Origin of the sequence: Streptomyces hokutonensis (genome assembly GCF_042751305.1) — a bacterium.
In the GTDB taxonomy this organism is placed as follows: Bacteria; Actinomycetota; Actinomycetes; order Streptomycetales; family Streptomycetaceae; genus Streptomyces; species Streptomyces hokutonensis_A.
Window position 1 is genome coordinate 586,948 of record NZ_JBHYWD010000002.1, and the last position, 25,365, is coordinate 612,312.

A 25,365-nucleotide genomic window follows, 5' to 3' on the forward strand; every position below is an offset into this window, starting at 1 on the left:
CCTCTCCGGCATGTGTTTTTCCTCCCTCGGCCCGGGGGCGCGCCCCCCCCCCGCGCGGGGGGGGCGCGGGGGGGGGGGGGGCGGGCCCGCCCCCCCCCCCCCCCCCCTCGGCCGGTCCCGCCTGGGCGACCGTGGTGAGCTGCTCGCGCGTGGCGGGATCGAGCACCGGGATGCGCTCCGTCGCGGTGCCGGTGGTCCACTCGCCGCCGATGAGCATGGGCTCGCAGTCCGGCAGCCGGGGGATCACGATGCTGGGGTCCACATGGTTCTCCTTCACGCCTGGCGTCCGGGACGGTGAGTGGGGTCGGGCCACGGTTCACGGACCGCCGTGGACACCGCCCGGGCTGTGGTCAGGACGCAGCGGTCGAACTCGGCCTCGCCGTGCTTGGAGTTGGCGTCGGTAACGTCCCGGCCCCACACCCCGGTCTCGCTGACCTGGTCCATGCGGTAGTCCCAGAACGAGTCGACGTCGACATGGGAGGTGGCCCGCTCCATCCGCACCAGTTCCGGAGCGAGGTGCAGCATCACCGATGTCTCGAAGAAGTTGGCGTGCATCAACGCCCGCCCGTAGGTGACGTGTCCGTCCACCTCGGGCCCCGGGTACATCGTCACGTACCCCAACGCCCGTACCCGCGCGTCCCAGTGACGGACCCTCAGTTTCTCGGCCGACACGTCGAGCGCGCCGTTGTTCCAGATGTGCCCGTTGAGGAGCACGAACTGCCGTACTCCGGAGGCGTGGAGCGAGTCGATGACGTCCTCGACGACGGCGATCATCGTCTCCGGCCGCAGCGCGACCGTCCCCGCGAAGTCGCCGTGGGACGCCGACACGCCGAAGCTCAGTGGCGGTACGACGGGCACGCCGGTCAGGGCGGAGACGCCGAGGGCGACCGCCTCGCAGATCCGGGTGTCCACGGCGAGCGGAAGGTGGGGGCCGTGCTGTTCGGTGGCGCCCACGGGGATGATGACGGCGTCCTGGACCGCGGCCGTGGACTCGGCCTCCGGCCAGGTCAGCTCCTCCCACAGCACCGGCGTCCCGGATCCGCCCAACTGCGCGGCGAGTTCGGGGACATCGAGCCCGGTGGGGACGGTCCGTCCGGACGGGCCGGTGACGAAGACGGACGACATGGCTCTCCTCTCCTCGGGGTCGTTGGTGCTCACCATCGGCGTCGGCTCTTCTCGGGCAGCAGGTCCAGGGCGCGCAGCGGGACGGGCTCGTCCCCGTCGACCGTGGTGACCCACACGGTGGCGTCCGGGCAGTAGTCGCTGATCAGCTCGCGGCAGACCCCGCACGGGGCGATGATCCTGAACCAGCCCGCCGGCTTGATCTGCACCGACACCACCGACGTGATGCTCAACTCCGCCCCGGCGGGCAGCGCGCCCCGGGCGGTACCCATGGCCACCCCCTCGGCACAGATCGAACTCCGCCGGCAGGAACCCTCCACATGGACCCCGGTGTGCACCCGGCCGTCCGCCGTGCGCAAAGCGGTCGCCACCTCGTGCCGGCCCGACTGCCACACTCGGGACAGCAAGTGCTGTGCGGTGGCGAGGAGTTCGACATCGTCCTCGTGCATCGACGGCGGTACGGCCACCGGCCGCACGTTCACGGCGCTCATACCGTCAGCCCCAACAGCCGGGCCATGTTGCCGCCTTCGACCAGCGCCCGGTCCTTCTCGTCCTCGACCGCCTTGGCGATCTTCATGCGTTCCAGGTCGAAGTCGGAGCCGGGCCACTCACTGCCCATCAGGATCTTCTCCGGCCCGAGCCGCGCGTAGGCACGCTTGACGTCGCTCATCAGCGTCGCCGACGTCTCCAGGTACACATGCGGCTGTCGCTCGGCCACGATGATCGCCTCCGGAACGTTCCACACCGCCCCCATGTGGGCGATGATCGTGGGGACTTGGGGGTGGTCCCGGGCGATCTCCTCGATGGCCAGCGGCGCGCAGAACGCGTCGTCGAGAGCGTTGACGAGGACGAGTAGTCCGTGCTGTGCGCACGCCTCGAAGACCGGGTCGAGGAGGCCGTGGTCGGCGACGTGGTATCCGTGCAGGCTCGGGTGCAGCTTCAGTCCGACCAGCCCCGCGTCGGCCATCCGGTCGATCTGGTCCAGCGCGTCGTCGGCCTGCGGCATCACCTGCCCGAAGCCGAAGAACCGGTCCGGGTACGTGGCCACCAGCGAGGCGATGAAGTCGTTCTCGATGCGCTGCGCGAGCGAGCACACCATCGCCATGTCCACCCCGGCCGCGTCCATCCGGTCGAGGATGCGGCGCGGCTCGAAGGGTTTGTACGGCGGCGGGGCCTGGCCCTTACGGGCGCCGGTGAGGTAGTCGGAACGGCCGCGGACGTCCTGGGTGGTGTTGTACGCGTCGATGATCAAGGCGGTACGTCCTTACTAGCTACTCGCTGGTGACCAGGGGAAGATGGCAGCGCACACTGCGGCCCGGCGCGATCTCGCGCAGCTCGGGCGCGCTGGTGCGGCACTGCTCCGTGGCGATGGGGCACCGGGTGCGGAACAGACAGCCCTCGGGCGGATTCGCCGGATCGGGCAACTCGCCCTCCAGCACCTCCTGTTCACGCTTGTCCCCGGGACGCAGCACCGGCACGGAGGACAACAGCGCGCGGCTGTAGGGGTGCGCGGGGGCGGCGAAGAAGGCGTCGCGGGAGGCGATCTCGATGATCTGGCCGAGGTACATGACCGCGATCCGGTCGGCGATGTGCCGTACGACGCCCAGGTCGTGCGAGATGAACAGCATTGTCAGGCCCCGGTCGCGGACCAGGTCGGACAGTAGGTTCAGTACCTGGGCCTGGATCGACACGTCCAGCGCCGAGACCGCCTCGTCGGCCACCACGAACTGCGGTGACGAGGCCAACGCCCTGGCGATGCCGATGCGTTGACGCTGACCGCCGGAGAACTCGTGCGGCCTGCGCCCGCCGGCCTCCGCGCCGAGCCCGACCAGGTCGAGCAGCTCGGACACCGTCTTCGTGGCCTCGGCGCGGGTGGCGCCGCGTGCCCGCAGCAGGGGTTCGGCGACGATGTCGGCGATCCTCCGGCGCGGGTTGAGCGAACCGAACGGGTCCTGGAAGACCATCTGCAACTCGGCGCGCGTACGCCGCAGTTGGCGCCCGCGCAGCCGGGTGAGGTCGGTGCCGTCGAACTCGATGCGGCCCGAGGCGGGTTCGATCACGCGCAACAGGGCCCGGCCGAGCGTCGACTTCCCGCAGCCCGATTCGCCGACCAGGCCGAGGGTCTCGCCCTGGAGGATGTCGAGGTCGACGTCCCGCAGCGCCCTGATCCGGCCGCTCGCCCGGCCCGGGTACTCGACCCGCAGCTCGCGGGCCCGGATAAGCGCGGCGGTCATGCGAGGCCTCCCTGGGAACGGGCCGTGGCGCGGGCGGGGGAGGGCAGCACGCAGGCGTCGAGGTGCCCGTCATCGCCGTGCCGCTGCCGCAGCACCGGCCGCTCGGCACACGCGTCGTGGACGAAGGGGCAGCGGGGCGCGAACGCGCAGCCGGACGGTCGGTCCACCCCGGTCAGCGGGCTGCCCGCGATGGTCGGCAGCCGTCGTACGACAGGACCGTCGATCGGCGGGACTGATCCCAACAAACCCATCGTGTACGGGTGTTGGGGGTGGAACAGCACCTCCTCGCGCAGCCCCTGCTCCACGATGCGGCCCGCGTACATCACCGCCACCCGGTCCGCGACCTCGGCCACGACACCCAGGTCATGGGTGATCAGCAGGACGGAGGTGCCGTGGTCGCGCTGGACGCGTTTGAGTACGGCCAGCACCTGGGCCTGGATGGTGACGTCGAGTGCCGTGGTGGGCTCGTCCGCGATCAGTACGGCTGGGTCGTTGGCCAGGCCCATCGCGATCATCACGCGTTGGCGCATACCGCCGGAGAGCTGGTGCGGGTAGGCGCGTGCCGTGCGGTCGGGGCCCGCGATGCCGACCTCGCCGAGCAACTCCACGGCCCGGGAGGTCGCCTGACCCCGTGTCATATCACGGTGGGCGCGGATCATCTCGGAGACCTGGGCGCCCGCACGGTGCAGCGGGTTGAGTGCGGCCAGCGCGTCCTGGAAGACGACCGCGATGTCCTTGCCGCGCACGCCCCGCAACTCACGTTCCGACGCGGAGATCAGGTCACGGCCCTTGAAGGCCGCCTCACCGCTGATGTGGGTGCGCGGACCGCGGTTCAGGCCGACCAGGCTCATCGACAGGGCGGACTTCCCCGACCCCGACTCGCCCACGAGCGCGAGGACTTCGCCCTGCCGGAGGGTGAGGTCCACTCCGTCCACGGCGGGCAGCCGGCCCGCCGGGACGTCGAACTGGACGCGCAGGTCCCGCACTTCGAGCACGGGCGCGGACGTCATGAGCCCTCGCCCACGGCCACGGCCACGGCCGCCGTGTGGATCAGGTCGGCGACGCGCTCCGGCCACACCAGGGTCGTGTAGTGGCTGCCCGGCACGTGCTCGACGGTGGCCTTCATCCGGGCCGCCATGTCGTTCTGGATCTCGGGGCGCAGTGTGCGGTCGTCGTCGGCGACCAGGTACCAACTGGGCAGGGTTCGCCAGGCCGGTGTGCCGGTCGGCTGGGTGAAGATGAGGTTCTCCGCCTTGCGTCCTTCCGCCTCCACCACGGCCCGCTGCTCGGGGGAGAGATCAGGACCTATCTCCGCCCAGAACGCCTCGCTCGTCTCGGACTTCCACTCGCCGTTGGGGCCGCGCCGCATGTACTTGGAGATCTCGGCCTCCTCGTAGCGCTCGACGATCTCGTTGACCGTCTCGCCCTCGTCCGGCCCGAAGGCGGCTATGTAGACAAGCCCCTTGACCCTCGGATCGCGCCCGACATTGCTGATGACCGCGCCGCCGTAGGAGTGCCCGGCGAGCAGCACCGGGCCCGTCGTCTCCGCCAGCACGGCCGCCGTGTTGGCGATGTCGTCCCCCAGGGAGGTCATCGGGTTGGTGACGACGAACAGCCGGTGACCGCGAGCGGCCAGCAGGGGCTGGACGGCCGACCAGGTCGTCGGCCGTCCGCCGGCGCCGTGGACGAGCACGATGTCCATGCGGGTCATCCTTTCCGTAGCCGCGGATCGAGGACCGTGTAGAGCACGTCCACCGCGTGGTTGACCAGGGTGAAGAGGAGCGCGATGGCGAGGGCGGCGCCCTGCACGACGGGGTAGTCGCGTTGCAGGACGCCCTGCACGAGCAGGCGGCCGACACCGGCGTAGGAGAAGACCGTCTCGGTGATCACCGAACCGCCAAGCAGGGAACCGAATTGAAGCCCCAGGACGGTCACGATGGGCAGCCAGGAGTTGCGCAGCACGTGGTGGCGGATCACCACGCTCTCGCTGAGGCCCTTCATACGGGCGGTCCGTACGAAGTCGTCGTCGAGGACCTCCAGCACCGAGGCGCGCACGATGCGGGTGATGAACCCGGCCATCGACAGCGCCAACGTCACGGCGGGCAGGATCAGATGCTGGATCCACGGCCACACCAGCTCGGGGCGGTTCTGCAGAATCGCGTCCAGGAGAACGAAGTTGGTGGTCGGGTTGTAGTCCAGCGAACTGGGCAGCCGGCCGAGGACCGGGAGCCAGCGCAGCCACACCCCGAACACGACGATGCCGAGGACGCCGAGAGCGAACCACGGCAGGGAGAAGCTGACCGTGGCGACGGCCCGCGTCGAGTGGTCGATCCAACTCCCTTTGCGCAGAGCTGCGATGACACCGGTGACGACACCGAGCAGCACCGCGATCGTCATCGCCGCGAGCGTCAGCTCGATCGTGGCGGGGAGCGCGTCGCCGAGCAGACCGAGAACGCTGTTGGAGCCGTAGAACGACGTACCGAGCCGCAGGTGCACCAAGTCGTTGAGGAAGCTGCCGTATTGGACGATCAGTGGTCGGTCGAGGCCGAGGGCCTTGTTGACGCGCGCCTCGTTCGCCGCCAGGTCGGACGCGGACAGGGTGTTGCCGCCGGCCGCGAGCGAGGTCGCCGGTGAGCCGGGCAGCAGCCGCATCGCGAGGAACACCAGGCTGGCCAGCGCGAACAGGACGACGGGGATGACCGCGAGCCGTCGCAGGACCAACAGGGTTGGTCCCGCTGCCCACTTGGGCCTGCGAAGGGGGAGCAGTGCGGTGGTCACGCGGGCCCCTTCACGTCGAGCGCGTCGCGCAGGTCGTCGCCCACGAAGTTGCAGGCGACGACGAAGAGAAGCGTGAACGTCGCGGGCAGGACGACCAGACGGGGTGCCGTGTAGAGGAACTCCTGGCCCGCCTGGACCATGTAGCCCCAGTCGGGCTGCGGGGGTTGGATGCCGAGGCCGAGGTAGGAGAGGCCGGCGGCGAAGCCCGCCGCGATCGAGAGCGTCATCACGACCTGGGCGAGCATCGGTCCGGCGATGTTCGGGAGGAGTTCGCGGGCGAGGATGCGCGAGGTGCGGGTGCCGCCCAACTTGGCGGCGACGACGTAGTCATGGGCCGCTTCGCGCGCGGTCAGGGCCCGGGCGAGGCGGGCCAGACCGGGTGCCAGGGACACCCCGATGCCGAAGACGAGACTGACCGTGCCCGGTCCCGCGGCCGCCACGAGGAGGATGACGAGCAGGATGGAGGGGAAGGCGAGAGCGAGGTCGACGATCCGCATCAGGACCTGCTCGACGACACCGCCCGCGTACCCGGCGACGAGTCCGATGCCGGTTCCCACGACGGCCGCCAGTGCCGTCGCCGCGAACGCCACCAGCAGCAACGGCCTTGCGCCGTGCACCAGTCGGGCCAGCTCGTCACGGCCCAGGTCGTCCGTGCCGAACAGATGGCCGGACGAGCCCATGGGCAGCAGCGCCGAGGACGTCTGACGCAGCGGGTCCGCCTGGACCAGCAGCGGCCCCACGAGGGCCACCAGGACCAGCGCGACCAGTACCAGCCACGACAGCACGGCCGGCCAGGACCGTGCCAACCGGCGCCGACGCCATACGGCGAGGACCGTCCGCCCGGTGAAGGGCGACGACGGGGGCTGTACGGTCGCCACGGCTGGTGGAGCGGTCGTGGTGTCAGACACTGGCCTTCTCCATGTAACAGCGGTGGTTGGCCAGCGCCGCCGTGTTCATGTGCTTCACGTGGGAGCCGCTGACCACCAGGTTGGCGAAGCAGGCCAGCATCGACAGGACCATGTAGTCCTCCGCCCAACGGCGTTGGATCTTCGTGTAGGCGGCCGTAAGCTGCGCGCCGAGGGGCAGGTTCTTGGCCGTCTCCAGGTCCGCGGCGAGAGAGGAGGCTCCCTTGAGCGTGTCCATCCCGGTGATCGTCGCGCCGTAGAGTCCGGTGGGGCTGGCCATGGCGCCGACCATGTCGTTGGCGTCCGGGACGTAGGTGTTGCGTTCCCAGATCATCAGGTCGTGGTAGTCGTCCTTGCCGTCGAGGAGCCGGGTGAAGTAGGTGGCCGGGTCGACCGAGGTCGTGACCACCTTGAAGCCGACGTCGGTCAGGTTCTGGGCGACGATCTGCGCGGCCTTCGGGTGCCAGGAGTCGCTGGCCGCCATCAGCCGGATACGCCGGCCACCGGCACCGGCCTCGGCGACGAGCTGCTTCGCCTTCGCCGTGTCCTGCGTGCTGAGGTCGGCGAGGCTGGTGTCGTAGCCGCTCTGCGCGGGCGGGATGGCGTAGCCGCCGGGCAGCGCGCCGACGCCGTAGAAGGCTTGGTCCAGGATGGCCTTGCGGTCGATGGCGAGGTTGATCGCCTGGCGGACCTTGAGCTCGGGGACCCGGCGGGCGTCGATCATCAGGATCGCGTTGGCGTTGTACGGCGTCTTGTAGACCGTCACCGAGTCGTCCTTGCGCAGCTGCGCGGCGGCCGAGTACGGGGTGAACTGGGTCGCCGAGATGTCACCGCTGAGCAGCGAACTGACGATCGTCGACGGGTCCTGGACCTGGCGCAGCACCAGCCGGTCGACGGGTGGTCTGCCGAGGCGGAAGTCGTCGAAGGCCGTGAGGGTGATCGACTGGCCGGAGGTGGCGGCGGAGAAGGCGAAGGGGCCGGTGCCGACGAGGTGTTTGCCGATGTCCGCGCCGTACTTCTCCAGCGCGGCTTTGGAGATGATGCGGCCACCGATGTCGGACAGCTGGCCGAGGGTCGTGCGGTCCGGCTTCTTGAGGACCATCTTGACGGTCAGGTCGTCGGGAGCGGTGAGCGAGGCGACGTTCGCGCCGAGGTCGGACAGCGGGCGGGTGGCGCCCTTGGGGAGCGTCTTGTCCTTCTCGTCGAACTGCCGCCCCAGGCTGGCCAGTACGTCCGCCGACGTCAGCGTGGTGCCGTCGTGGAACTTGACGCCCTCGCGCAGCGCGAAGGTGTACGTGAGCTGGTCGTCGGAGATCGTCCAGCTCTTGGCCAGGTCGGGTGTGGGCTCGTTGGTCTCGAAGGAGATGAACGTCAGGCCGCGACAGATGCAGTCGACGGCCATCCAGTCGCCCAACGAGGTGTAGAACGACGGGTCGTTGACCGCGCTCGTCGCGTCGATCGCGAGGGTCAGCGTGCCGCCCTTGCTGCTCCCCTTCGCGTCGTCGGCCGCCGCACCGCAGGCACTGAGCAGGGCGGGCAGCCCGAAGCCGACGCCCACTCCGAGGAGTCCCGCCCCCCGGAGCATGGTGCGGCGCGACGCCGTCGACGGGGTGGAGCCGGGTGAGGACGATCCAGCTGACTGGTCCGGCATGTGGGCCTCCTTGGGCACCGATCCTCGGATTATGGATCTCAAAGTGTCAAGATTGGATCCAATAACATGTTCACGGGCCACAGAGTCCCTCTCGTGTCCCGGGTGTTAAAGCCGTGTGAATCGGCCTGTGGACGCGATCCGGCCAGTGTCGGCTACGCGCCCGGCGTGCCCCGGCGGCGGATCAACTCGGGCCAGACCACGGGGTCATGACCGGGAATGAGTTCGTAGCCGCGTTCGGCGGCGATGCGCTTGAGCCGGCGGATGGGCTCCACCGTGCTCTCCGGTTCGACACCGATCGAGGCGCCGATCGGACGCTCGAGCTCGATGTTCTCGGTGAGGTCGGCCGCGTCGAAGGCGAACACGAAACCGCCGCCGTCCGCGAGGTCCACGACGAAGCTCTGATGTCCGGGGGTGTGCCCGGCGGTCAGTACGGCGGTCACACCGGGCGCGATCTCCGCGTCCCCGTCGGCCTGTCGCCAGTCGATGCGCGGGTCGTCGAAGTCGACGCGGAAGATGGAGTGCCGCTCGACCTCGGGCTGCCCGGACAGGCCGTAGACCAGTTCCCCGCGCTGGACGTGCACCGGCACCCGGCCCGCGAAGTGCTTGAGCCCGCCCGCGTGGTCGGCGTGCAGATGACTGACGGCCACCGCGTGGATCGCGTCCATCGCGATACCGGCCGCGTCGAGGGCCTCCTCCAGGGGTTCGCCCGGACCGGGCAGGATCGGCCGGTAGTTGGGGGAGCCGTAGAAGCGCCGGCGCAGGGCCGGGTCCCGGATCAGTGCCGTGTTGAAGCCCGTGTCGAGCAGCAGCCAGCCGCCGTCGCACTCCAGGAGGACCGCCGGTACGGGTTCACGCAGCCGTTCCTCGTAGGGGGCGCCGTGCACGGAGACGGACTTGGGGAGTTCCTCCCAGCCCAGCAGCAGGGGCACGATACTTCGTACGCCGTGGCGTGTCATGGGATGTGCGGGTGAGATGGGAGGCGCATGCGTGATCCGTTCCGGGGGCGCGAGGGGCTGTGTTCGGGGGATCGGGATCAGGTTCTGGATGGGATCCACACTCTAAGTATGTGGATCCCAAAGGCGGTTGCCGAGAGGTGAACAAGTTCTCTCCGGCGCGCCGATCAGGCCGTCCTGCCGCGCAGTGTCTCCTTCTTGGCCCGGTTTCCGCAGGTGCCCATCGAGCACCAACGGCGGTTCCCCGGGCGTGAGGTGTCGAGGAACAGGGCGCCGCAGGTCGGGCCCGCGCAGTCGCGGACGCGGGTGAGGGACGGGGAGGTCGCGAGGTCGAGGGCGTCACGGGCGACGAGGGCGAGGGTGGCCCGGACGGGATCCTCGGCCTGCCAGTCGAGCCGTCCCGTGCGGTTCAGGCGCGGCACAGGCACGGGGTGCGCGGCGGCCTCGTTGACCAGGGCGAGCGAGTGCGCGTCGGGCATCCGGCCCGCCCGGACGGAGGTGATCAGCGTGTGGACGGCCTCGCGCAGATCGCGTGCCCCGGCCGCGTCGGCGTATCCGCCTGCCGTGCAGGGGCCGCACTGCCGGACCCATGCCGACAGGGCCTCGGCGTCGGGGAGTTCCTCCACGACGTCGGGCGAACCACGGTGGCGCAGGGTGCGGATGAAGTCCAGGCAGAGGCGCCCGGCGCCCTGGCGGAAGCGCGGAGTCGATGACACGGGCCCACCCTACTCCCGGGGAACCGGTTTAAGTGGTGCCAGGAGGGCGCCTCTCCTGCTACCGTCACCCGAACCAGTCAAACCGGTTCTCACGTGAGGTGTGTCCGTGCCCCGCTGGGTGATCCTCGTCCTGTCCCTCGCCTGCGGTGTGGGCGTCTCGACCATCTACTTCCCGCAGGCGATCAGCTCGCTCGTCGCCGCCGACCTGGGCGTCTCCGCCGCCTCGGCCGCCCTCGTCGTCACCGCGGCCCAATTCGGCTACGCCGCCGGGATCTTCCTCCTCGTCCCGCTCGGCGACCGGCTGCCGCACCGCCCCCTGATCGTCACCCTGCTCGTGCTCACCGCCGCCGGACTGCTCGCCGCGAGTGCCGCGCCCTCGCTCCCGCTGCTCGTCGCCGCGAGCGCGGTCACCGGCGTGACGACCGTCGTGCCCCAGATCATCATCCCGATGGCCGCCGGACTCGTCCCCGCCGAACGCCGCGGAGCCGTCACCGGCACCCTGCTCAGCGGCCTGATCGGCGGCATACTCCTGGCCCGCACCTTCAGCGGCACCCTCGGCGAACGGTTCGGCTGGCGGGCGCCGTACCTCGTGGCGGCGGTCGTCGTCCTGGTGCTGGCGGCGGTACTCTCCCGCGCCGTCCCGCCGACCACACCCTCCACCCAGCACGGCTACCCGGCCCTGATAGCCGCCCCGCTGCGCCTGCTGCGCACCGAACCGGACCTCCGCCGCTCCTGCCTCTACCAAGCCATGGTCTTCGGCGGCTTCAGCGCCGCCTGGACCACGCTGACCCTGCTCGTCACCGGACCGACGTACAACATGGGCGCCCAGGCGGTGGGCATCCTCGGACTGGTCGGCGCGGCCAGCATGTTCAGCACCCCCCTCGCCGGGCGGCTGGCCGACCGCAGAGGCCCCGACACGGTCAGCCTCCTCGCCATGCTCGGCACGATCGCCTCGGCCGCGCTCCTCGTGCCCGCCGCCGGAGGCGGCACGGCCGGCCTGCTGACCCTGGCCGCGGGCATGCTGCTGCTCGACGTCGCCGTCCAGTCCGGCCAGGTCGCCAACCAGGCCCGCATCTTCGCGCTACGACCCGAGGCCCGGGCCCGTATCAACACCGCGTACATGACCTGCGCGTTCCTCGGCGGCAGCGCCGGTTCCTGGCTGGGGGTGCGCACATACGACCGGTTCGGCTGGCGGGGTGTGACGGGACTGGCCGCCGCCCTGGCCGTGGTGGCGCTGGGCCGGCATCTGCACCACGTACGCCGTGCGCAGCGCGGTGCGAGGCAAGCGGACCGGTCAGGATTCGAGAAGCGCGAGGCCACGCCTTCCCCCTAGCGTGACTGCCAGGTGCGGCACACCGGAAGCGGACGTACCGCTCGAAGCCTGGTTGGATCGGGCCAGGCGATGTCCGCCGAGCGACTCTCGGCGGCCTGGCGCAAACGGAGGGAACGCACGATGAGCAAGGCCACGAGAACGGATACGCAGTCGTCCGGGCTGCACGCTGCCGACAGCCACGATCTGATCCGTGTGCACGGGGCGCGCGAGAACAACCTCAAGGACGTCAGCATCGAGATCCCGAAGCGCCGGCTGACGGTGTTCACCGGTGTCTCCGGTTCGGGCAAGAGCTCACTCGTGTTCGACACGATCGCCGCGGAGTCGCAGCGGCTGATCAACGAGACGTACAGCGCCTTCGTGCAGGGCTTCATGCCGACGCTGGCCCGTCCCGAGGTCGACGTCCTCGACGGACTGACCACCGCGATCATCGTCGACCAGCAGCGGCTGGGCGCCGACCCCCGCTCCACGGTCGGCACCGCCACCGACGCCAACGCGATGCTGCGCATCCTCTTCAGCCGTCTCGGCAAGCCGTATCTCGGCTCGCCCAAGGCCTTCTCCTTCAACGTCGCCTCGATCAGCGGCGCGGGCGCGGTCACCATGGAACGCGGCGGACAGAAGGTCAAGGAGCGCCGCAGCTTCAGCATCACCGGCGGCATGTGCCCGCGCTGCGAGGGCCGCGGCTCGGTCACCGACCTCGACCTGACCCAGCTCTTCGACGACTCCAAGTCCCTTGCGGAGGGCGCGATCACCGTGCCCGGCTACACGGGGGGCGGCTGGAACTCGCGCCTGTACATCGAGTCGGGCTTCTTCGACCCCGACAAGCCCATCAGCAAGTTCACGAAGAAGGAACTCCAGGACTTCCTCCACCGCGAGCCGACCCGGATGAAGATCGCGGGCATCAACATGACCTACGAGGGTCTGATCCCGCGCATCCAGAAGTCGATGCTCGCCAAGGACCGGGAGGGTATGCAGCCGCACATCCGCGAGTTCGTGGACCGGGCCGTCACCTTCACCACCTGCCCCGACTGCGACGGCACCCGCCTCAACGAGGGCGCCCGCTCGTCGAAGATCAAGGGCGTCAGCATCGCCGACGCCTGCGCGATGCAGATCAGCGACCTGGCCGAGTGGGTGCGCGGCCTCGACGAGCCGTCGGTCGCCCCGCTGCTCACCGCGCTGCGGCAGGCCCTCGACTCGTTCGTCGAGATCGGCCTCGGCTACCTGTCCCTCAACCGGCCGGCGGGCACGCTGTCGGGCGGTGAGGCGCAGCGCGTCAAGATGATCCGCCACCTCGGCTCCTCCCTCACCGACGTCACGTACGTCTTCGACGAGCCGACCATCGGTCTGCACCCGCACGACATCCAGCGCATGAACGACCTGCTGCTGCGCCTGCGCGACAAGGGCAACACGGTGCTCGTCGTCGAGCACAAGCCGGAGACCATCGCGATCGCCGACCACGTCGTGGACCTCGGCCCGGGCGCCGGTACGGCCGGCGGCGCCGTCTGCTTCGAGGGCACCGTCGAGGAGCTGCGCACCGGCGGCACCATCACCGGCCGGCACTTCGACGACCGGGCCAAGCTCAAGGAGTCGACCCGCAAGCCCACCGGCACACTGGAGATCCGGGGCGCCAGTGCCAACAACCTCCAGGACGTCGACGTCGACATCCCGCTCGGCGTCCTCGCCGTCATCACGGGAGTCGCGGGCTCCGGCAAGAGCTCGCTGGTGCACGGATCGATCCCGCCCGGCGAGAACGTGGTGTCGGTCGACCAGGGCGCCATCCGGGGCTCACGTCGCAGCAACCCGGCGACGTACACCGGACTCCTCGAACCGATCCGCAAGGCCTTCGCCAAGGCCAACGGCGTGAAGCCGGCCCTGTTCAGCGCCAACTCCGAGGGCGCCTGCCCCACTTGCAACGGCGCCGGCGTCATCTACACCGACCTGGCGATGATGGCGGGCGTGGCCACGACGTGCGAGGAGTGCGAAGGAAAGCGGTTCGACGCGTCGGTGCTCGAATACCACTTCGGCGGGCGGGACATCAGCGAGGTGCTCGCGATGTCGGTGACCGAGGCCGAGGAGTTCTTCGGCACGGGCGAGGCGGCAACTCCGGCCGCGCACAAGATCCTTACCCGCCTCGCCGACGTGGGCCTCGGCTACCTCAGCCTCGGCCAGCCGCTCACCACCCTCTCCGGGGGCGAACGCCAGCGCCTCAAGCTCGCCACCCACATGTCCGAGAAGGGCGGCGTCTACGTCCTCGACGAGCCCACCGCCGGCCTCCACCTCGCCGACGTCGAGCAACTCCTCGGCCTGCTGGACCGGTTGGTCGACTCCGGCAAGTCCGTCATCGTCGTCGAACACCACCAGGCCGTCATGGCCCACGCCGACTGGATCATCGACCTCGGCCCCGGCGCCGGACACGACGGCGGCAAGATCGTTTTCGAGGGGACGCCGGCGGACCTGGTCGACGCGCGGTCGACGCTCACGGGGGAGCATCTGGCGGCGTACGTGGGCGCCTGAGCCGGATGCGCGCCCCCCATCACGCAACCGATGGTTGCGCATGACGAAAGAAGCCTCTAAAGTCATGTGCAACCAAAGGTTGCGAGATGATGGAGGAGTGGGATGGAATACGGCAGCATCGAGCGGGAGATCCACATCGACGCCACGCCGGCCGTGGTCTACGAGGTCGTCAGCGCCCCCGAACACCTGCGGGAGTGGTGGCCGGACGAGGCGGAGCTGAAGCCCGTGCCGGGCGCCACCGGAGTCATCACGTTCGGCGACAGCACCACACCGCAGGCGCACGTCGTGGCACTCACCGTGATGGAGGCCGACCCGCCCCGGCGGTTCTCCTTCCGATGGGTGTACGACGAGGGCGAGGCCGCGACGCCGGCCAACTCACTGCTGGTGACCTTCGACCTCGTTCCGTCCGGCGCGGGCACGCTGCTGCGCTTCACCGAGACGGGGTTCCGGGAGAAGGGCTGGGAGGCGGCCGTACTGGAGGAGCAGTACCGCGACCACGTCAACGGCTGGGACCACTTCCTGCCCCGCCTCGCCCCGTATGTCGCCCGGGTGGTGTCGGCGCGATGAATGTCGTGGTCGACGACGAACTCTGGTCGGCGGTGGGGGACCCCATCCGGCGGCGGATGCTCGACCTGCTGTTGGCCGACGGCGGCGGTACGGCGACCAGGCTCAGCGAGCGGCTGCCGGTCACCCGGCAGGCGGTCGCCAAACACCTCGGTGTGCTTGACCGGGTCGGGCTGGTCCATGCCAGGCCGTCCGGACGTGAGCGCCTCTACGAAGTGGACGAGGCCCAACTGGCCCGCGCGATCGCACAGTTGTCGTCGGTCGGGGCGGCCTGGGACGCCCGGCTGCATCGCATCAAGACGATCGCCGAAGCCATCCAGCGCGGCCGCGAGAGCTGACCGCGCACGCTTCTCGCGCACCCGCACGGGACATCAGGGAAAGAGGCATCGACATGGCGGACATCCTGCACAGGATCGGAGTCACGTCGTCACCCGACGACGTCTACGCAGCCCTGACCACGGTCGAGGGACTGGCGGGCTGGTGGACGCAGGACACGGACGGCGACAGCGAGGTCGGGGGAGTGATCCGGTTCCGCTTCGAGCCCGGTGGGTTCGACATGAGGGTCCTGGAGGCCCGGCCGGCCGAGTCCGTCCTCTGGGAGGTCGCCGAGGGTCCCGAGGAGTGGATCGGAACGAAGGTCCGCTTCGAGCTGAAGCAGGAGGACGGCTTCACGATCGTGCTCTTCCGGCACGAGGGCTGGAAGGAGCCGGTGGAGTTCATGTACCACTGCAGCACCAAGTGGGCGACCTTCCTGATGAGCCTCAAGAAGCTGGTCGAAACCGGCAAGGGTGAACCGGCACCACACGACGTCAGGATCAGCAACTGGCACTGAACTCGAGTCCTGACGCTAGGCCGACGGCCCTGCCCGTCGGCTGTCCGTCTTCACCAGCCGGCGGATCGTGTCCGGGTTCAGCGCCGGGTTGGCAGCCGCGGCGTGGGCCAGTTCCTCGTCGTCGAGGAGTGCTTCCAGCCGGGACTGCGGAAGGTTCGGATGGCGCGTCGCCGCAGTTCTCACGGCATGTTCCCGGTCCTGGGTGAGCCGCTCCACGACTGCCGGCGCGGTTTCGGGGTCGCGTACGGCCAAGGCCCGGACCTCTGGGTCCTGATGGTCGGCGAAGACGGCCAGTCCGCCTGTCGGGAAGCCGGGCCGGGTGGTGAGGTGGCTGCGCCCGGGGCCGGTGTACTCGAGGAAGCTGCGCAGCAGAAGCGGCGCGGGGGCAGCTGGATGGTTCTGGGCCAGCAGGACGCGTACACCGAGGTCGTCGTCGGCGGCCAGGCGGGCGACGAGATCCGGTGGCAGCAGGTGGTCGCCGGCTGCCTGCCGGCGCAGCAGCGGGTGGTTGGAGAGTGCCTTTCGGCGGACGGTCCGGGGATCCCGGGGCACCTCGGGCGCAGGGTGGAAGACGAAGGGATGGTCCATGGGGACCTGGTAGTCGATCCGGGCCCGCTCCTCCTCGCTCAAGGCGGGGTGGAGGGACACGGCCAGCCGGACGTCGGGGTGCGGGTCGGTCGTGAGCGCGCGGCGTTCGGCGGGTCCGAGGTCTGCGCGGTGCGCGATCAGGCCCCGTATCCCCGGATCCGGGTCGGCGGCCAGCAGGACGACTACGTCGGTAGGGAGGGTGGGGTTGACGGCGATCATCGCCTTGTCCTCCTTGCCGGCGGGCCTGGTGAGGACGCTGTCCACCATGACGCCGGGAGAATGCCTTCCGGACTGACCCGTGACGATCGGACTACGGTACGACGGGATCGGTTGACTGGCGGGAACTGCCCTCACGTGCAAGGAAGTTGATGCCGTATTCGGTGCGAGAACCGGGCCCTGACGGCATGTCGGGCGGCAGGAAGACGTTCTTCAGGCGGTCGGCAGTCCGTAGGTTCGGTCGAAGTGCTGGGCCACGAGGTGGCCGGCTCCGTCGGAGGAGATCTGCCAGTCGTTGACGCCGGTTTCGCGACCGTCGGTGAAGTTCCACAGCAGGTGGCCGGCGGTGGTGTCGATCGCGTAGAAGCCGTTCTTGTTCTCGAAGGCGGGGACGTAGACGGCGTGCGCTCCCACGGCGATCGAGTTGTCGACGTTGAGGCGCGGGGTGCGGCAGAACCAGCGCCGGGTGCCGTTCGCGGCGTTGAAGGCGTAGACGCCGTAGGGGCTGGTGCCGGTGGCGTAGACGGTGTCGCCCGCGGCGCCGAGGGAGGCGAAGAGGCCGCGTTCGGCCGTGGCCCGCCAGCGGAGTTTTCCGGTGGGCAGGTCCAGGGCGATGAGCTCCGAGCCGACGGCGAAGACGGTCTGGCCGAGCACCGCGAGTCCCGGTCGGAGGTCGTAGCCGACCGGGTGGCGCCAGCGAAGGGTGCCGCCGTCGAGGGTGTTGCGGACGGAGATGTTGCGCAGCCCGTCGGCGTACACGAAGTAGTTGGCGGTGACGACGGGTTGCAGGGGTACGCCGACGTCTTCCGGGCTGACGGGTATGACGACTGCCTGGCGGGCTTCGAGGTCGACGCCGAAGACTGCGCTGGTGGAGGTCGCGACGCCCTGGTCCGTCGACTGGCGGTGCAGGCTGGCGCCGAGGACGGAGACGGCGTAGCTGTTATAGGTGCCGAGCAGTTGGTCGAACTGGAAGCTCTGGCCGAAGTCGAGGGTGAACTGCTCGGTGCCGTCGGTCGGGTTGACGCCGATCACGGTGGAGCCGGTGCCGAGGGCGATCGCGGCACCGTAGGTCAGCAGGACGGGGGTGGGGGACAGGCTGATACCCCGGTAGATCCACTTCGGCCGGGTGCCGTTGTCGAGGTCGAGGCAGATCATGTTCCCCGGGCGGGCCTTCAACAGGGCCGTACCGTCGTTGAAGACGGCCGGGGTCTGCAGCAGTGGGCCGCCGCGGTAGACCCAGGTCGGCTCGGGGGCCGGGCCGAGCGGGTGCCCGGACCGGCCGCTCGTTCTTCTTCGGGTGACCAGGAGAGCCGCGCCTCCGACCAGGGCCGTGCCTGCTGTCGCGGTGAGGATCGTGCGGCGGGACACACCGGAGCGTACGGAGGCGTGCCGGTGCGTGGGTTTGAGGGAACGCTCTGAGGTTGGCCCCTTCGGAAGGGGGAAGGGCTTCGCGTCCGGTGGTATGGCGGTGGTCCCGGCTCCGTTGGCGCCGTCCGGGCCGTCGTCGATGGTCGTGTTCTCGTCCGCCGGCGGCGCGACCGCGGCAAAGGCCGACCCGCGGCGGTCGGAGGGCCGCGGCGCCGAGCCGGAAGCCGGGGCCGGAGGGGCCGGGCGGGGTGAGAGGTCGAGATCCGCGGCGGCCGCCCGGTGCCGGTCGATGGTGGCGGTCACGCGCGCGGGCAACCAGCCCTCAGCCGGCAACTGTTCGGCACCGCCGGGTGCGCAGGCCGCGGAGAGGCGGTGGGGGTCGATGCGGAGAGCCGGGTCCTTGGCGAGACACAGGCTGATGATCTTGTCGAGCGGCTCGGGTACCAGACTCAGGTCGGGTGAGCCGTGGACCACCTGGTAGAGGAGGGCGGCCGCCGCGCCGCCGCTGAACGGTGGTTGCCCGGACGCGGCGAAGGCGAGGACCGAGCCGAGGCAGAACATGTCCCCCTCCGGCCCCATCGGATCGCCGGTGGCCTGTTCGGGACACATGTACTCGAGGGAGCCGAACAGGGTCCCGGAGCTGGTGAGTTGATAGCCGTCACGGGCACGGACGATGCCGAAGTCGATGACACGCGGGCCGTCCGCGGCGAGCAGCACGTTTGACGGCTTGAGGTCGCGGTGCACCAGTCCCGCGGCGTGCACCGCGATCAGCGCCTCGGCAATTCCCGCGCCGAGGGCGAGGACCGTCTCCACCGGCAGAGGCCCGTGTTCGGCGACTGCCTCGGACAGGGTGGGGCCGGGTATGTAGGTGGTGGCGAGCCATGGCGTCTCGGCGTCCGGCGCCGCGTCCACCACGGGTGCCGTGTAGGGGCCGCCGACTGCCGCGGCGGCTGCGACCTCGCGCCGGAACCGGATGCGGAAGTTCTTGTCCTCCGCCATCTCGGGGCGGATCACTTTGATCGCAAGCTTGCCGTGGGCCGGTGAAGTGGCCAGGTAGACCCGGCCCATACCGCCCGCGCCGAGCCGGGCCACGAGACGATAGGACCCCAGTCGCTCGGGATCTTCTGGGCGCAATGGCTTCATGCCCTCAGCCACCTGTTCTCGGTGCGGGCCGGGCAGGTGTCCGGCCCGCTGTGTATGGGGGGAGGCCCGGACAGGGTTCGGAGACAGAGTAGAGGCTGGAGGGACGGACGAGGTCAGTTCTGGCAGTCGTCTGCAAGCGCCCGGCAGTGAGCGATCGGCCGTTCTCCTGTTTCCCGACAGTGATGTGACGCATCGTCAGATCTCGGGTGACATGCGGCCGTACTGCGGGAACAGTGCGCGATGCGCAACAAATTCCGGGTGAAACGGCTCGCGCGGGAGGAGACCTCCGATGTGCTGAAGGTCACCCGGCCCCACTTGCCCGGGTCGACGGCAATCTCCTTGCCCCCGGTGGGATTTGTGGCACTAGTGACGAAGTATCGATTCGGCTAACGCCTATCCAGATTGTGTAGGTAATGTGTGAGCGGCGTGATTGAATCATGCACAACTCGGCCTGGTGGCTTGAAGTCGATCGTTCGGTTCCCCGTGTCCTGTCTCCGTTCGCAGGATTTCCGCACGTTCGTGCATGTCCGCCCGGCCGAGCCGGTACGAACGTGCGGCAGGGGCGGGAGTGGTCGATCCGTGCGCGCCCCTGCCGTTGCGCATCCTGTGTCCCCGCGCGCCTCCCGACCGGAGGCCCGCGCCCGGCGCGGCCCCGCGGTCTCCGAGGCCCGCCGGACGGGAGCGTGCGCACGTCACCGTGCCGGCACACCGCGACTGCGGTGCCGCCTGCCTGCACGCACGTGAAGGGAACTCTCGATGACAGCCACCGTCTCCGACTTCTACTACGGCGCAGTGACACCTGTCGCCGCCTACCTGATGGCCTGCCTGGGCGCGGCCCTCGGACTGCGCTGCACGACCCGTTCGCTGCGCCGCCCGCAGCACAGAGCCCGGTGGCTGGCCATGGGCGCGGTGTCCATCGGCTGCGGCATATGGACCATGCACTTCATCGCCATGATCGGCTTCAGCGTCCAGGGCGCGCTGGTCAACTACGACACGACGAAGACGCTGCTGAGCCTCCTCGTGGCGATCGTGGTGGTCGCCGTAGGAGTGTTCCTGGTCGGCTACCGGGGCGGCTCACCGCTCAACCTCGCCGTCGCGGGCACGGTCACCGGACTCGGCGTGGCGGCCATGCACTACCTCGGGATGGCCGCGATCGAGACGAACGGCAGCCTTCACTACGACCCGCTGACCGTCGTGCTGTCCGTGGTGATCGCCGTGGGCGCGGCCACCGCGGCGCTGTGGGCGGCGGTCTCCATCCACGCGCTGTGGGCGAGCCTCGGCGCGAGCCTGGTCATGGGTGTGGCCGTGACCGGCATGCACTACACCGGCATGGCAGCGGTCTCCGTGCACCTCACCCACCAGGCCGCGTCCGCGCAGTCCTCGGCCGACCTGGTCGCGTTCCTCCTGGTCATGCTCGCCGGTCCGCTCATCGTCCTGCTGATCGCCGCGGTCATCGTCATGTTCGACCCGGACATGATGCTCGGCGACGACGAGCCGAGCGCTCAGGCGCCCGCCCCCGCGCCGCTGTTCGGCGGCGACTCCGTGTTCCCGGCACAGCAGCAGGCACAGCAGTCGCAGCACACCGCCTCCTGGTGAACTGACGGCGGCACCTCAAGCACACACGACCGTCCGCGCTCACACGCCGTTCTCCGCAGGGGGAGTGCGGGCTCCGGACGGTGCCGCGCCCCCGGTCCTGGCCTCCAGCGCGCGCACCACGGCCACCATGTCCTCGCCGCCGTGACCCCGAGCCACGGGTCTCGTCGTAGAGGGCGTGGCAGACGTCGAGGAGCGGGGAGGCCAGTCCGGCCTTGCGGGCGGCCTCCGCGATCAGGCGGTTGTTCTTCAGTACGTCCGCGGCCGCCGCCTGCACACCGAAGTCGCGGTTCACCAGCTTGGGCGCCTTCATCCGGGAGACGGGGAGACGGAACCGGCCATCGGCCCCGCGTCCAGGACCTCGCGCAGCAGGCGCTGGTCGAGCCCGTGCCGGTCGGCGAAGTGGAACGCCTCCGTGAGCCCGGTGACCAGCGTGATCAGGAACAGGTTCACCGAGAACTTCATGAGCAGGGCGCCCGGCACCGCACCGCAGCCGAACGTCTCCTGGCACACCGGCACGAGCAACGGTCGTACGGCCGCCGCGGCATCGCCGTCCCCGGCCGGCGTGCCCACCGACTTCCCCTGCTCGGCGGGGACTCGGGAACCGGAGACCGAGGCTCGACGTATCTTCCGCCCTCGATCCGGATGTGGGTGTCGTGTACCGCGCACCGAGGGCTCGCTCCACGTCGGCCGTGTCTCCCGCATCCTCGACGGCCTCCCCCTCACCGACATGCGCCCGGACTGGCGCTCCACCCTGGCGCCCCGGGGCCTGTCCGTCCCCGGCGAGCTGAATCTCCGCTACGCGGAGGAAGGCGGCCCACTGATCATCACCGACCCGCAGAACGTCCCGCTTCCCTACCGCGTCGTAGACCCTCGTACCGGCGCCACAGTCCGCGAGGGCGTACGCGCCACGGCAGGGGATCCCGTACCCGACGAGGGAGGAGCACCGAGGGTGTACATCTGCCACGACCGGAGAGGGAGTTGACCCCTGGCGGAGGCCGCCGCCGTGTGTCAAGCATTTCGACCTCGTTCACAGAGCACGGCAGCCGTCCCCCCCGCCGTCCTACGATCGCGCGCATGCTGATGCGACGGACATTTCGGTTGATCATCGTGCTCGCCGTGGCCCTGGCCGGAGCGATCGGGGGTGCTGTCGGGACGGCACAGGCCGAAGGCGCCCGGTCCTCGCACGACCGGCAGTTGCTGTTCTACAACCACTCCTACGGCGTCTTCGACCGGGAGACCGCCGATGCCATCGAACACTCCGACTACCTGCGGGACTTCGCCAACTTCCAGGTCCGCACCACGACCGGCGCCGGCGGACAGACCTGGACCGGCCGCTACCTGATGGGCCGTCAGACCTACCTGGAACTGTTCGGAGTCGGTGACGTCGCCGGCCAGGACGGCACTCTCGGCTCCGCCGGGCTGGGCCTCTCGACCGAGCGGGCGGGCGACCTCGCGACGGTCACCGCACGGCTGAAGGACGAAGGGGTCGCCGACCCGATCGCGTTCCTCCAGACCCGGGACTTCGGTGACGGTGTACCCGTGCCGTGGTTCGACGCCATCCTCACCACCACCGAGTACGACGCCTTCGGCGCCTGGGCGATGGAGTACCGGCCGGAGTACTTCGCCGACCCCCGCGGCAACACCGAACCGCCGAGCTACCCCGGTGACGTGGGCCGGGAGCGATACCTCTCCGACGACTACCGCACCCACCTGATGCGTGACGTGACCTCCGTCCGCATCGCGGTCACCGCCGGCGACCTCGCCGACACCGTCCCACTGCTGCGGGCCGGCGGGTTCACCGTCCTGACCGTGGCGGGCGGTGGCGTCGTCGCGGCGGGCGGCGGCACCACGATCCGCCTCGATGTCGTACCGCGCGAGAACGCGGGCATGCAGCGGGTCGACTTCGCACTCAACCGGCCCGTGAAGGACCGGCATGTGGAGCAGATCGGCCACTCGACCCTCACCGTCGGCCCCGGCAGTCGGGCCGTGTGGACGTTCGCCCACAACGGCACCCCGTAGGGGCTCGGACGGAGCCCGGCTCGGTGCCGTGTGATGCTGACGTCATGACTGCTCAGGACCAGGTTTCCATCGTCCGCCGGCCGGCCGGAGATCTCTCCGCCGAGGACGGCACGGCCGCACTGCTGACGGCCTACCATCTGCGCACAGAGGCCGAGAAGGGCCGTGCCGTCGCCGATGCGGACGGTCTGCCGGACCGCTACCGCACGGAGATCTCGGACCCGCGGACCGCGTTCGCCGACGATGTGGTGCTGCTGGCGCTGAGCGGAAGCACCCCGGCGGGATGTCTGGTCGTGACCGCCACCGTCGACGGACGGTCGGAGATCAAGAGGCTCTGGACTGCCCCGGAGTTCCGGGGCCGGGGCATCGCGTCGGACCTGCTTCGCGCCGCACTCGCGCATGCCGCGGAGAGCGGCGCGGGCACCGTGCGGCTGTCGGTGTGGCAATGGCGGACCGGGGCCATCGCCCTGTACGAACGGTTCGGCTTCACCGTCACCGAGTCGTGGGACGATCGCGATCAACTGGTGTGCATGGAGCGCGCCGTGTGAGTGGTCTCCCCACAACTTGCTTTCTAAGACGACCCGTTCGGCCCCGCCTGCGTGGTCTCGGGTGTTTCGGCGGGGGCGGGCGGCAGACCGGCCGGTGCCGGTTCGGACTGGTGGCCGCCGCGCAGGGCCGAGGCGGTCGCGGAGACCAGGGCCATGCCCGCCGCCACGCCGAAGACGATGGTCAGGCCGTGGTGGAACGGGCCGGAGACCAGGCGGGGGAAGAAGGAGTGGCCGGTCAGGACGGCGCGCTGGGCCGCCGAGAGCTGGTCGAGCACGCCGTTCGACGCGAGCAGGTGCTGGATGGGGTTGTTGCCGAGGAAGGTGGCGAACAGGGTGCTCACCGGTGGCAGCGACGCGGCCTGCTCTGCGGCGCCCGCCGGTACGCCGTGCGCCTGTAGCCCCGTGCTCAGCGTGCCGGGCAGTGAGGAGGCGAGCCCGGAGACCATCAGGGAGAAGAACACGCCGATGGACAGGGCGGTGCCCGAGTTCTGGAAGGTGGAGCGCATGCCCGAGGCGACACCCCGGTACTCGCTCGGCACACTGCCCATGATCGAGGACGTGTTCGGCGCGGAGAACATGCCCTGCCCCAGCCCGTTGAGCAGCAGCAGCGCCGCGAACATCCCGTAGTCGAAGTCGATGGGCAGCGCCAGCAGACCGACGAAGGAGAGCGCCACGACGACCAGCCCGACCGTCGAGAACATCCGGGCGCCGAACCGGTCCGACAGGTATCCGGAAACGGGCCCCGCGATGAGGAACCCGATCGTGAGCGGCAGCATGAAGATGCCCGCCCACAGCGGGGTGTCCTCGTAGTCGTAGCCGTGCAAGGGCAGCCAGATGCCCTGCAGCCAGATGATCAGCATGAACTGCAGCCCGCCGCGCGCGATGGCCGTCAGCAGCGCGGCCAGGTTGCCCGCGGCGAAGGCACGCACCTTGAACAGGGCCAGGTTGAACATCGGTTCGGCGATGTGCGTCTCGATGTAGCAGAAGACCAGCAGCAGTACGACGCCGCTGATCAGACCGCCGAGCACCCAAGGGTTCCCCCAGCCGGTGGCGCTGCCGCCGTAGGGCTGGATGCCGTAGGTGATGCCCGCGAGGAGGATTCCGGCGCCTGCCGCGAAGGTGAGGTTGCCGAGCCAGTCGATACGGCCGGGTCGGCCCGCCGAGGTCTCGCGCAGGCTCAGATACGACCAGATCGTGCCGGTGACGCTGATCGGCACGCTCACCCAGAACACCGCGCGCCAGTCGACGACGGCCAGCAGCCCACCGGCGAGCAGGCCGAGGAACTGGCCGGCGAGGGCGGTGATCTGGTTGACGCCGAGGGCCATTCCGCGCTGCCGCGCCGGGAACGCGTCGGTGAGGATGGCGGCCGAGTTGGCGGTGAGCATCGAGCCGCCGAAGGCCTGCACGATCCGCCAGAGGATCAGCCACATCGCGCCCGCCCCCGCGCGGAACGGGTCCAGGGACAGGGCGACGGACGCACACGCGAAGATCAGGAAGCCGATGTTGTAGATCTTCACCCGGCCGAACATGTCACCGAGCCGCCCGAGCACGACGACCAGCACGGCCGACACCAGCAGATAGCCCAGGATCATCCACAGCAGGTAGCCGATGTTGCCCGGCGCGAGCGGGTCGAGGCCGATGCCCCGGAAGATCGCGGGCAGCGAGATGATCACGATGGAGGCGTCCATCGTGGCGATCAGCACCCCGAGTGTCGTGTTCGACAGCGCGACCCACTTGTAGTTCGGCCCCGGGGGAGTGTCCTTACGACGCCCCGGGCGCACGGTACCGAGCAGTGGCCGGGGACCGCCCCCTTGTCCGCCGGCGGGTATCTGCGCGCTGTCCGTCACAGTCGCTCCGCTAGTCGGTCGAGGAGGGGGAGGGCGGACGCCAGCGCCATCCGCTCCGCCTCGGTGAACCCGTCGAGGACGACGGCGAGGCGCTGCACCGACTCCGAGCGCCGCTCGGCCAGCATCGCGCGTCCCTCGTCCGTGATCGCCACGATGCTCCGCCGCCGGTCCGCGGCATCGGGGCTGCGGCGGACGAGCCCGCGCTGTTCGAGCAGCGCGAGCGTGCTCGCCATCGCCTGCGGGCGTACCCGCTCCAGCTCGGCGAGGGACGTCGGCGACTCCGAGCCGTCACGCGCGAGCCGGGCCAGCACCGAGACTCCGGAGAGCGACACGTCCCCGACTGCGTGCGCCTGACGCAGCCGCCGGGTCACCCGCCCGACCGCGAGCCGTAGATCGGACGCGAGCAGGGCGGTGTCGTTGGGGCTGTCCACTTTCATGGTTACT

Annotated in this window: 24 protein-coding genes and 1 pseudogene; 9 read left to right on the forward strand and 16 right to left on the reverse strand. The window is 70.0% G+C overall.

What is annotated here, in order from left to right; genetic code table 11:
* Nucleotides 1-273 precede the first annotated feature (273 nt).
* The 11 genes from ACFXC1_RS08840 to ACFXC1_RS08890 form a co-directional block, all read right to left on the reverse strand.
* A complete protein-coding gene (locus tag ACFXC1_RS08840; protein ID WP_381240710.1) occupies nt 274-1,161 on the reverse strand; it encodes a creatininase family protein in 888 nt (295 codons plus the stop codon).
* On the reverse strand, nt 1,155-1,613 hold the full coding sequence (locus ACFXC1_RS08845; protein WP_381240713.1) for a cytidine/deoxycytidylate deaminase family protein: 459 nt from the start codon (nt 1,611-1,613) through the stop codon (nt 1,155-1,157). Before ACFXC1_RS08845 ends, ACFXC1_RS08840 begins: the two co-directional genes overlap by 7 nt.
* Nucleotides 1,610-2,374 carry an amidohydrolase family protein gene (locus ACFXC1_RS08850; protein ID WP_381240716.1) on the reverse strand — a complete coding sequence of 255 codons (765 nt, stop codon included), beginning with the start codon at nt 2,372-2,374 and terminating at the stop codon, nt 1,610-1,612. The genes ACFXC1_RS08845 and ACFXC1_RS08850 overlap by 4 nt, the downstream gene beginning before the upstream one ends.
* A gap of 19 nt (nt 2,375-2,393) precedes the next feature.
* Nucleotides 2,394-3,356, reverse strand: coding sequence for an ABC transporter ATP-binding protein (locus ACFXC1_RS08855; RefSeq protein ID WP_381240718.1), 963 nt, complete (start codon nt 3,354-3,356; stop codon nt 2,394-2,396).
* Entirely contained in the window at nt 3,353-4,366 is a 1,014-nt protein-coding gene (locus ACFXC1_RS08860) for an ABC transporter ATP-binding protein (protein WP_381240720.1), read from the reverse strand. Before ACFXC1_RS08860 ends, ACFXC1_RS08855 begins: the two co-directional genes overlap by 4 nt.
* The gene (locus tag ACFXC1_RS08865) at nt 4,363-5,058 is read right to left on the reverse strand and encodes an alpha/beta hydrolase (RefSeq protein WP_381240723.1); all 696 of its coding nucleotides are present in this window, start codon (nt 5,056-5,058) and stop codon (nt 4,363-4,365) included. The genes ACFXC1_RS08860 and ACFXC1_RS08865 overlap by 4 nt, the downstream gene beginning before the upstream one ends.
* A 5-nt stretch (nt 5,059-5,063) precedes the next feature.
* Complete coding sequence (locus tag ACFXC1_RS08870) at nt 5,064-6,134, reverse strand: ABC transporter permease (RefSeq protein WP_381240726.1); 1,071 nt, start codon at nt 6,132-6,134, stop codon at nt 5,064-5,066.
* Nucleotides 6,131-7,042: an ABC transporter permease gene (locus ACFXC1_RS08875; protein ID WP_381240729.1), complete on the reverse strand. Its 912-nt coding sequence runs from the start codon at nt 7,040-7,042 to the stop codon at nt 6,131-6,133. Before ACFXC1_RS08875 ends, ACFXC1_RS08870 begins: the two co-directional genes overlap by 4 nt.
* Nucleotides 7,035-8,690 carry an ABC transporter substrate-binding protein gene (locus ACFXC1_RS08880; protein ID WP_381240731.1) on the reverse strand — a complete coding sequence of 552 codons (1,656 nt, stop codon included), beginning with the start codon at nt 8,688-8,690 and terminating at the stop codon, nt 7,035-7,037. Before ACFXC1_RS08880 ends, ACFXC1_RS08875 begins: the two co-directional genes overlap by 8 nt.
* Nucleotides 8,691-8,842: 152 nt before the next feature.
* Nucleotides 8,843-9,619, reverse strand: coding sequence for an N-acyl homoserine lactonase family protein (locus ACFXC1_RS08885; RefSeq protein WP_381240734.1), 777 nt, complete (start codon nt 9,617-9,619; stop codon nt 8,843-8,845).
* 191 nt (nt 9,620-9,810) lie between these two features.
* Nucleotides 9,811-10,359 (reverse strand): CGNR zinc finger domain-containing protein, encoded by a 549-nt coding sequence (locus ACFXC1_RS08890; RefSeq protein WP_381240735.1) that lies wholly within the window; start codon nt 10,357-10,359, stop codon nt 9,811-9,813.
* 100 nt (nt 10,360-10,459) lie between these two features.
* Here ACFXC1_RS08890 and ACFXC1_RS08895 point away from each other — a divergent pair, with 100 nt between their 5' ends.
* From ACFXC1_RS08895 to ACFXC1_RS08915, 5 genes are all read left to right on the forward strand, one after another.
* Entirely contained in the window at nt 10,460-11,692 is a 1,233-nt protein-coding gene (locus tag ACFXC1_RS08895; RefSeq protein ID WP_381240737.1) for an MFS transporter, read from the forward strand.
* Between the two features lie 120 nt (nt 11,693-11,812).
* Entirely contained in the window at nt 11,813-14,203 is a 2,391-nt protein-coding gene (locus ACFXC1_RS08900) for an ATP-binding cassette domain-containing protein (RefSeq protein WP_381240740.1), read from the forward strand.
* A 102-nt stretch (nt 14,204-14,305) separates the two neighbouring features.
* Nucleotides 14,306-14,770 carry an SRPBCC family protein gene (locus ACFXC1_RS08905; protein WP_381240744.1) on the forward strand — a complete coding sequence of 155 codons (465 nt, stop codon included), beginning with the start codon at nt 14,306-14,308 and terminating at the stop codon, nt 14,768-14,770.
* Nucleotides 14,767-15,105, forward strand: coding sequence for an ArsR/SmtB family transcription factor (locus tag ACFXC1_RS08910; RefSeq protein ID WP_381240747.1), 339 nt, complete (start codon nt 14,767-14,769; stop codon nt 15,103-15,105). Before ACFXC1_RS08905 ends, ACFXC1_RS08910 begins: the two co-directional genes overlap by 4 nt.
* A 53-nt stretch (nt 15,106-15,158) precedes the next feature.
* Nucleotides 15,159-15,599 carry an SRPBCC family protein gene (locus ACFXC1_RS08915; RefSeq protein WP_381240749.1) on the forward strand — a complete coding sequence of 147 codons (441 nt, stop codon included), beginning with the start codon at nt 15,159-15,161 and terminating at the stop codon, nt 15,597-15,599.
* Between the two features lie 15 nt (nt 15,600-15,614).
* Here ACFXC1_RS08915 and ACFXC1_RS08920 read toward each other — a convergent pair whose 3' ends face one another.
* Both ACFXC1_RS08920 and ACFXC1_RS08925 read right to left on the reverse strand, forming a co-directional pair.
* Nucleotides 15,615-16,454, reverse strand: a complete 840-nt coding sequence (locus tag ACFXC1_RS08920) for a hypothetical protein (protein WP_381240752.1) — start codon at nt 16,452-16,454, stop codon at nt 15,615-15,617.
* 162 nt (nt 16,455-16,616) lie between these two features.
* Nucleotides 16,617-18,863 (reverse strand): protein kinase domain-containing protein, encoded by a 2,247-nt coding sequence (locus ACFXC1_RS08925; RefSeq protein WP_381240754.1) that lies wholly within the window; start codon nt 18,861-18,863, stop codon nt 16,617-16,619.
* Between the two features lie 807 nt (nt 18,864-19,670).
* Here ACFXC1_RS08925 and ACFXC1_RS08930 point away from each other — a divergent pair.
* Nucleotides 19,671-20,510, forward strand: coding sequence for an MHYT domain-containing protein (locus ACFXC1_RS08930; protein WP_381240756.1), 840 nt, complete (start codon nt 19,671-19,673; stop codon nt 20,508-20,510).
* A 39-nt stretch (nt 20,511-20,549) separates the two neighbouring features.
* Here ACFXC1_RS08930 and ACFXC1_RS08935 read toward each other — a convergent pair.
* Nucleotides 20,550-21,154, reverse strand: a pseudogene (locus tag ACFXC1_RS08935) (NAD-binding protein); the annotation flags it as partial.
* An 83-nt stretch (nt 21,155-21,237) separates the two neighbouring features.
* Between ACFXC1_RS08935 and ACFXC1_RS08940 the strand changes: the two are divergent.
* The 3 genes from ACFXC1_RS08940 to ACFXC1_RS08950 all read left to right on the forward strand — a co-directional run bounded on the left by ACFXC1_RS08940 (nt 21,238) and on the right by ACFXC1_RS08950 (nt 23,074).
* Nucleotides 21,238-21,492 carry a hypothetical protein gene (locus ACFXC1_RS08940; protein ID WP_381240757.1) on the forward strand — a complete coding sequence of 85 codons (255 nt, stop codon included), beginning with the start codon at nt 21,238-21,240 and terminating at the stop codon, nt 21,490-21,492.
* A 116-nt stretch (nt 21,493-21,608) separates the two neighbouring features.
* Nucleotides 21,609-22,529 (forward strand): DUF5829 family protein, encoded by a 921-nt coding sequence (locus tag ACFXC1_RS08945; protein ID WP_381241134.1) that lies wholly within the window; start codon nt 21,609-21,611, stop codon nt 22,527-22,529.
* A 44-nt stretch (nt 22,530-22,573) separates the two neighbouring features.
* On the forward strand, nt 22,574-23,074 hold the full coding sequence (locus tag ACFXC1_RS08950) for a GNAT family N-acetyltransferase (RefSeq protein ID WP_381240759.1): 501 nt from the start codon (nt 22,574-22,576) through the stop codon (nt 23,072-23,074).
* A gap of 23 nt (nt 23,075-23,097) precedes the next feature.
* Here ACFXC1_RS08950 and ACFXC1_RS08955 read toward each other — a convergent pair whose 3' ends face one another.
* Nucleotides 23,098-24,762: an MFS transporter gene (locus tag ACFXC1_RS08955; RefSeq protein WP_381241135.1), complete on the reverse strand. Its 1,665-nt coding sequence runs from the start codon at nt 24,760-24,762 to the stop codon at nt 23,098-23,100.
* A 155-nt stretch (nt 24,763-24,917) separates the two neighbouring features.
* Nucleotides 24,918-25,358 carry a MarR family winged helix-turn-helix transcriptional regulator gene (locus tag ACFXC1_RS08960; protein WP_381240761.1) on the reverse strand — a complete coding sequence of 147 codons (441 nt, stop codon included), beginning with the start codon at nt 25,356-25,358 and terminating at the stop codon, nt 24,918-24,920.
* Nucleotides 25,359-25,365 lie beyond the last annotated feature (7 nt).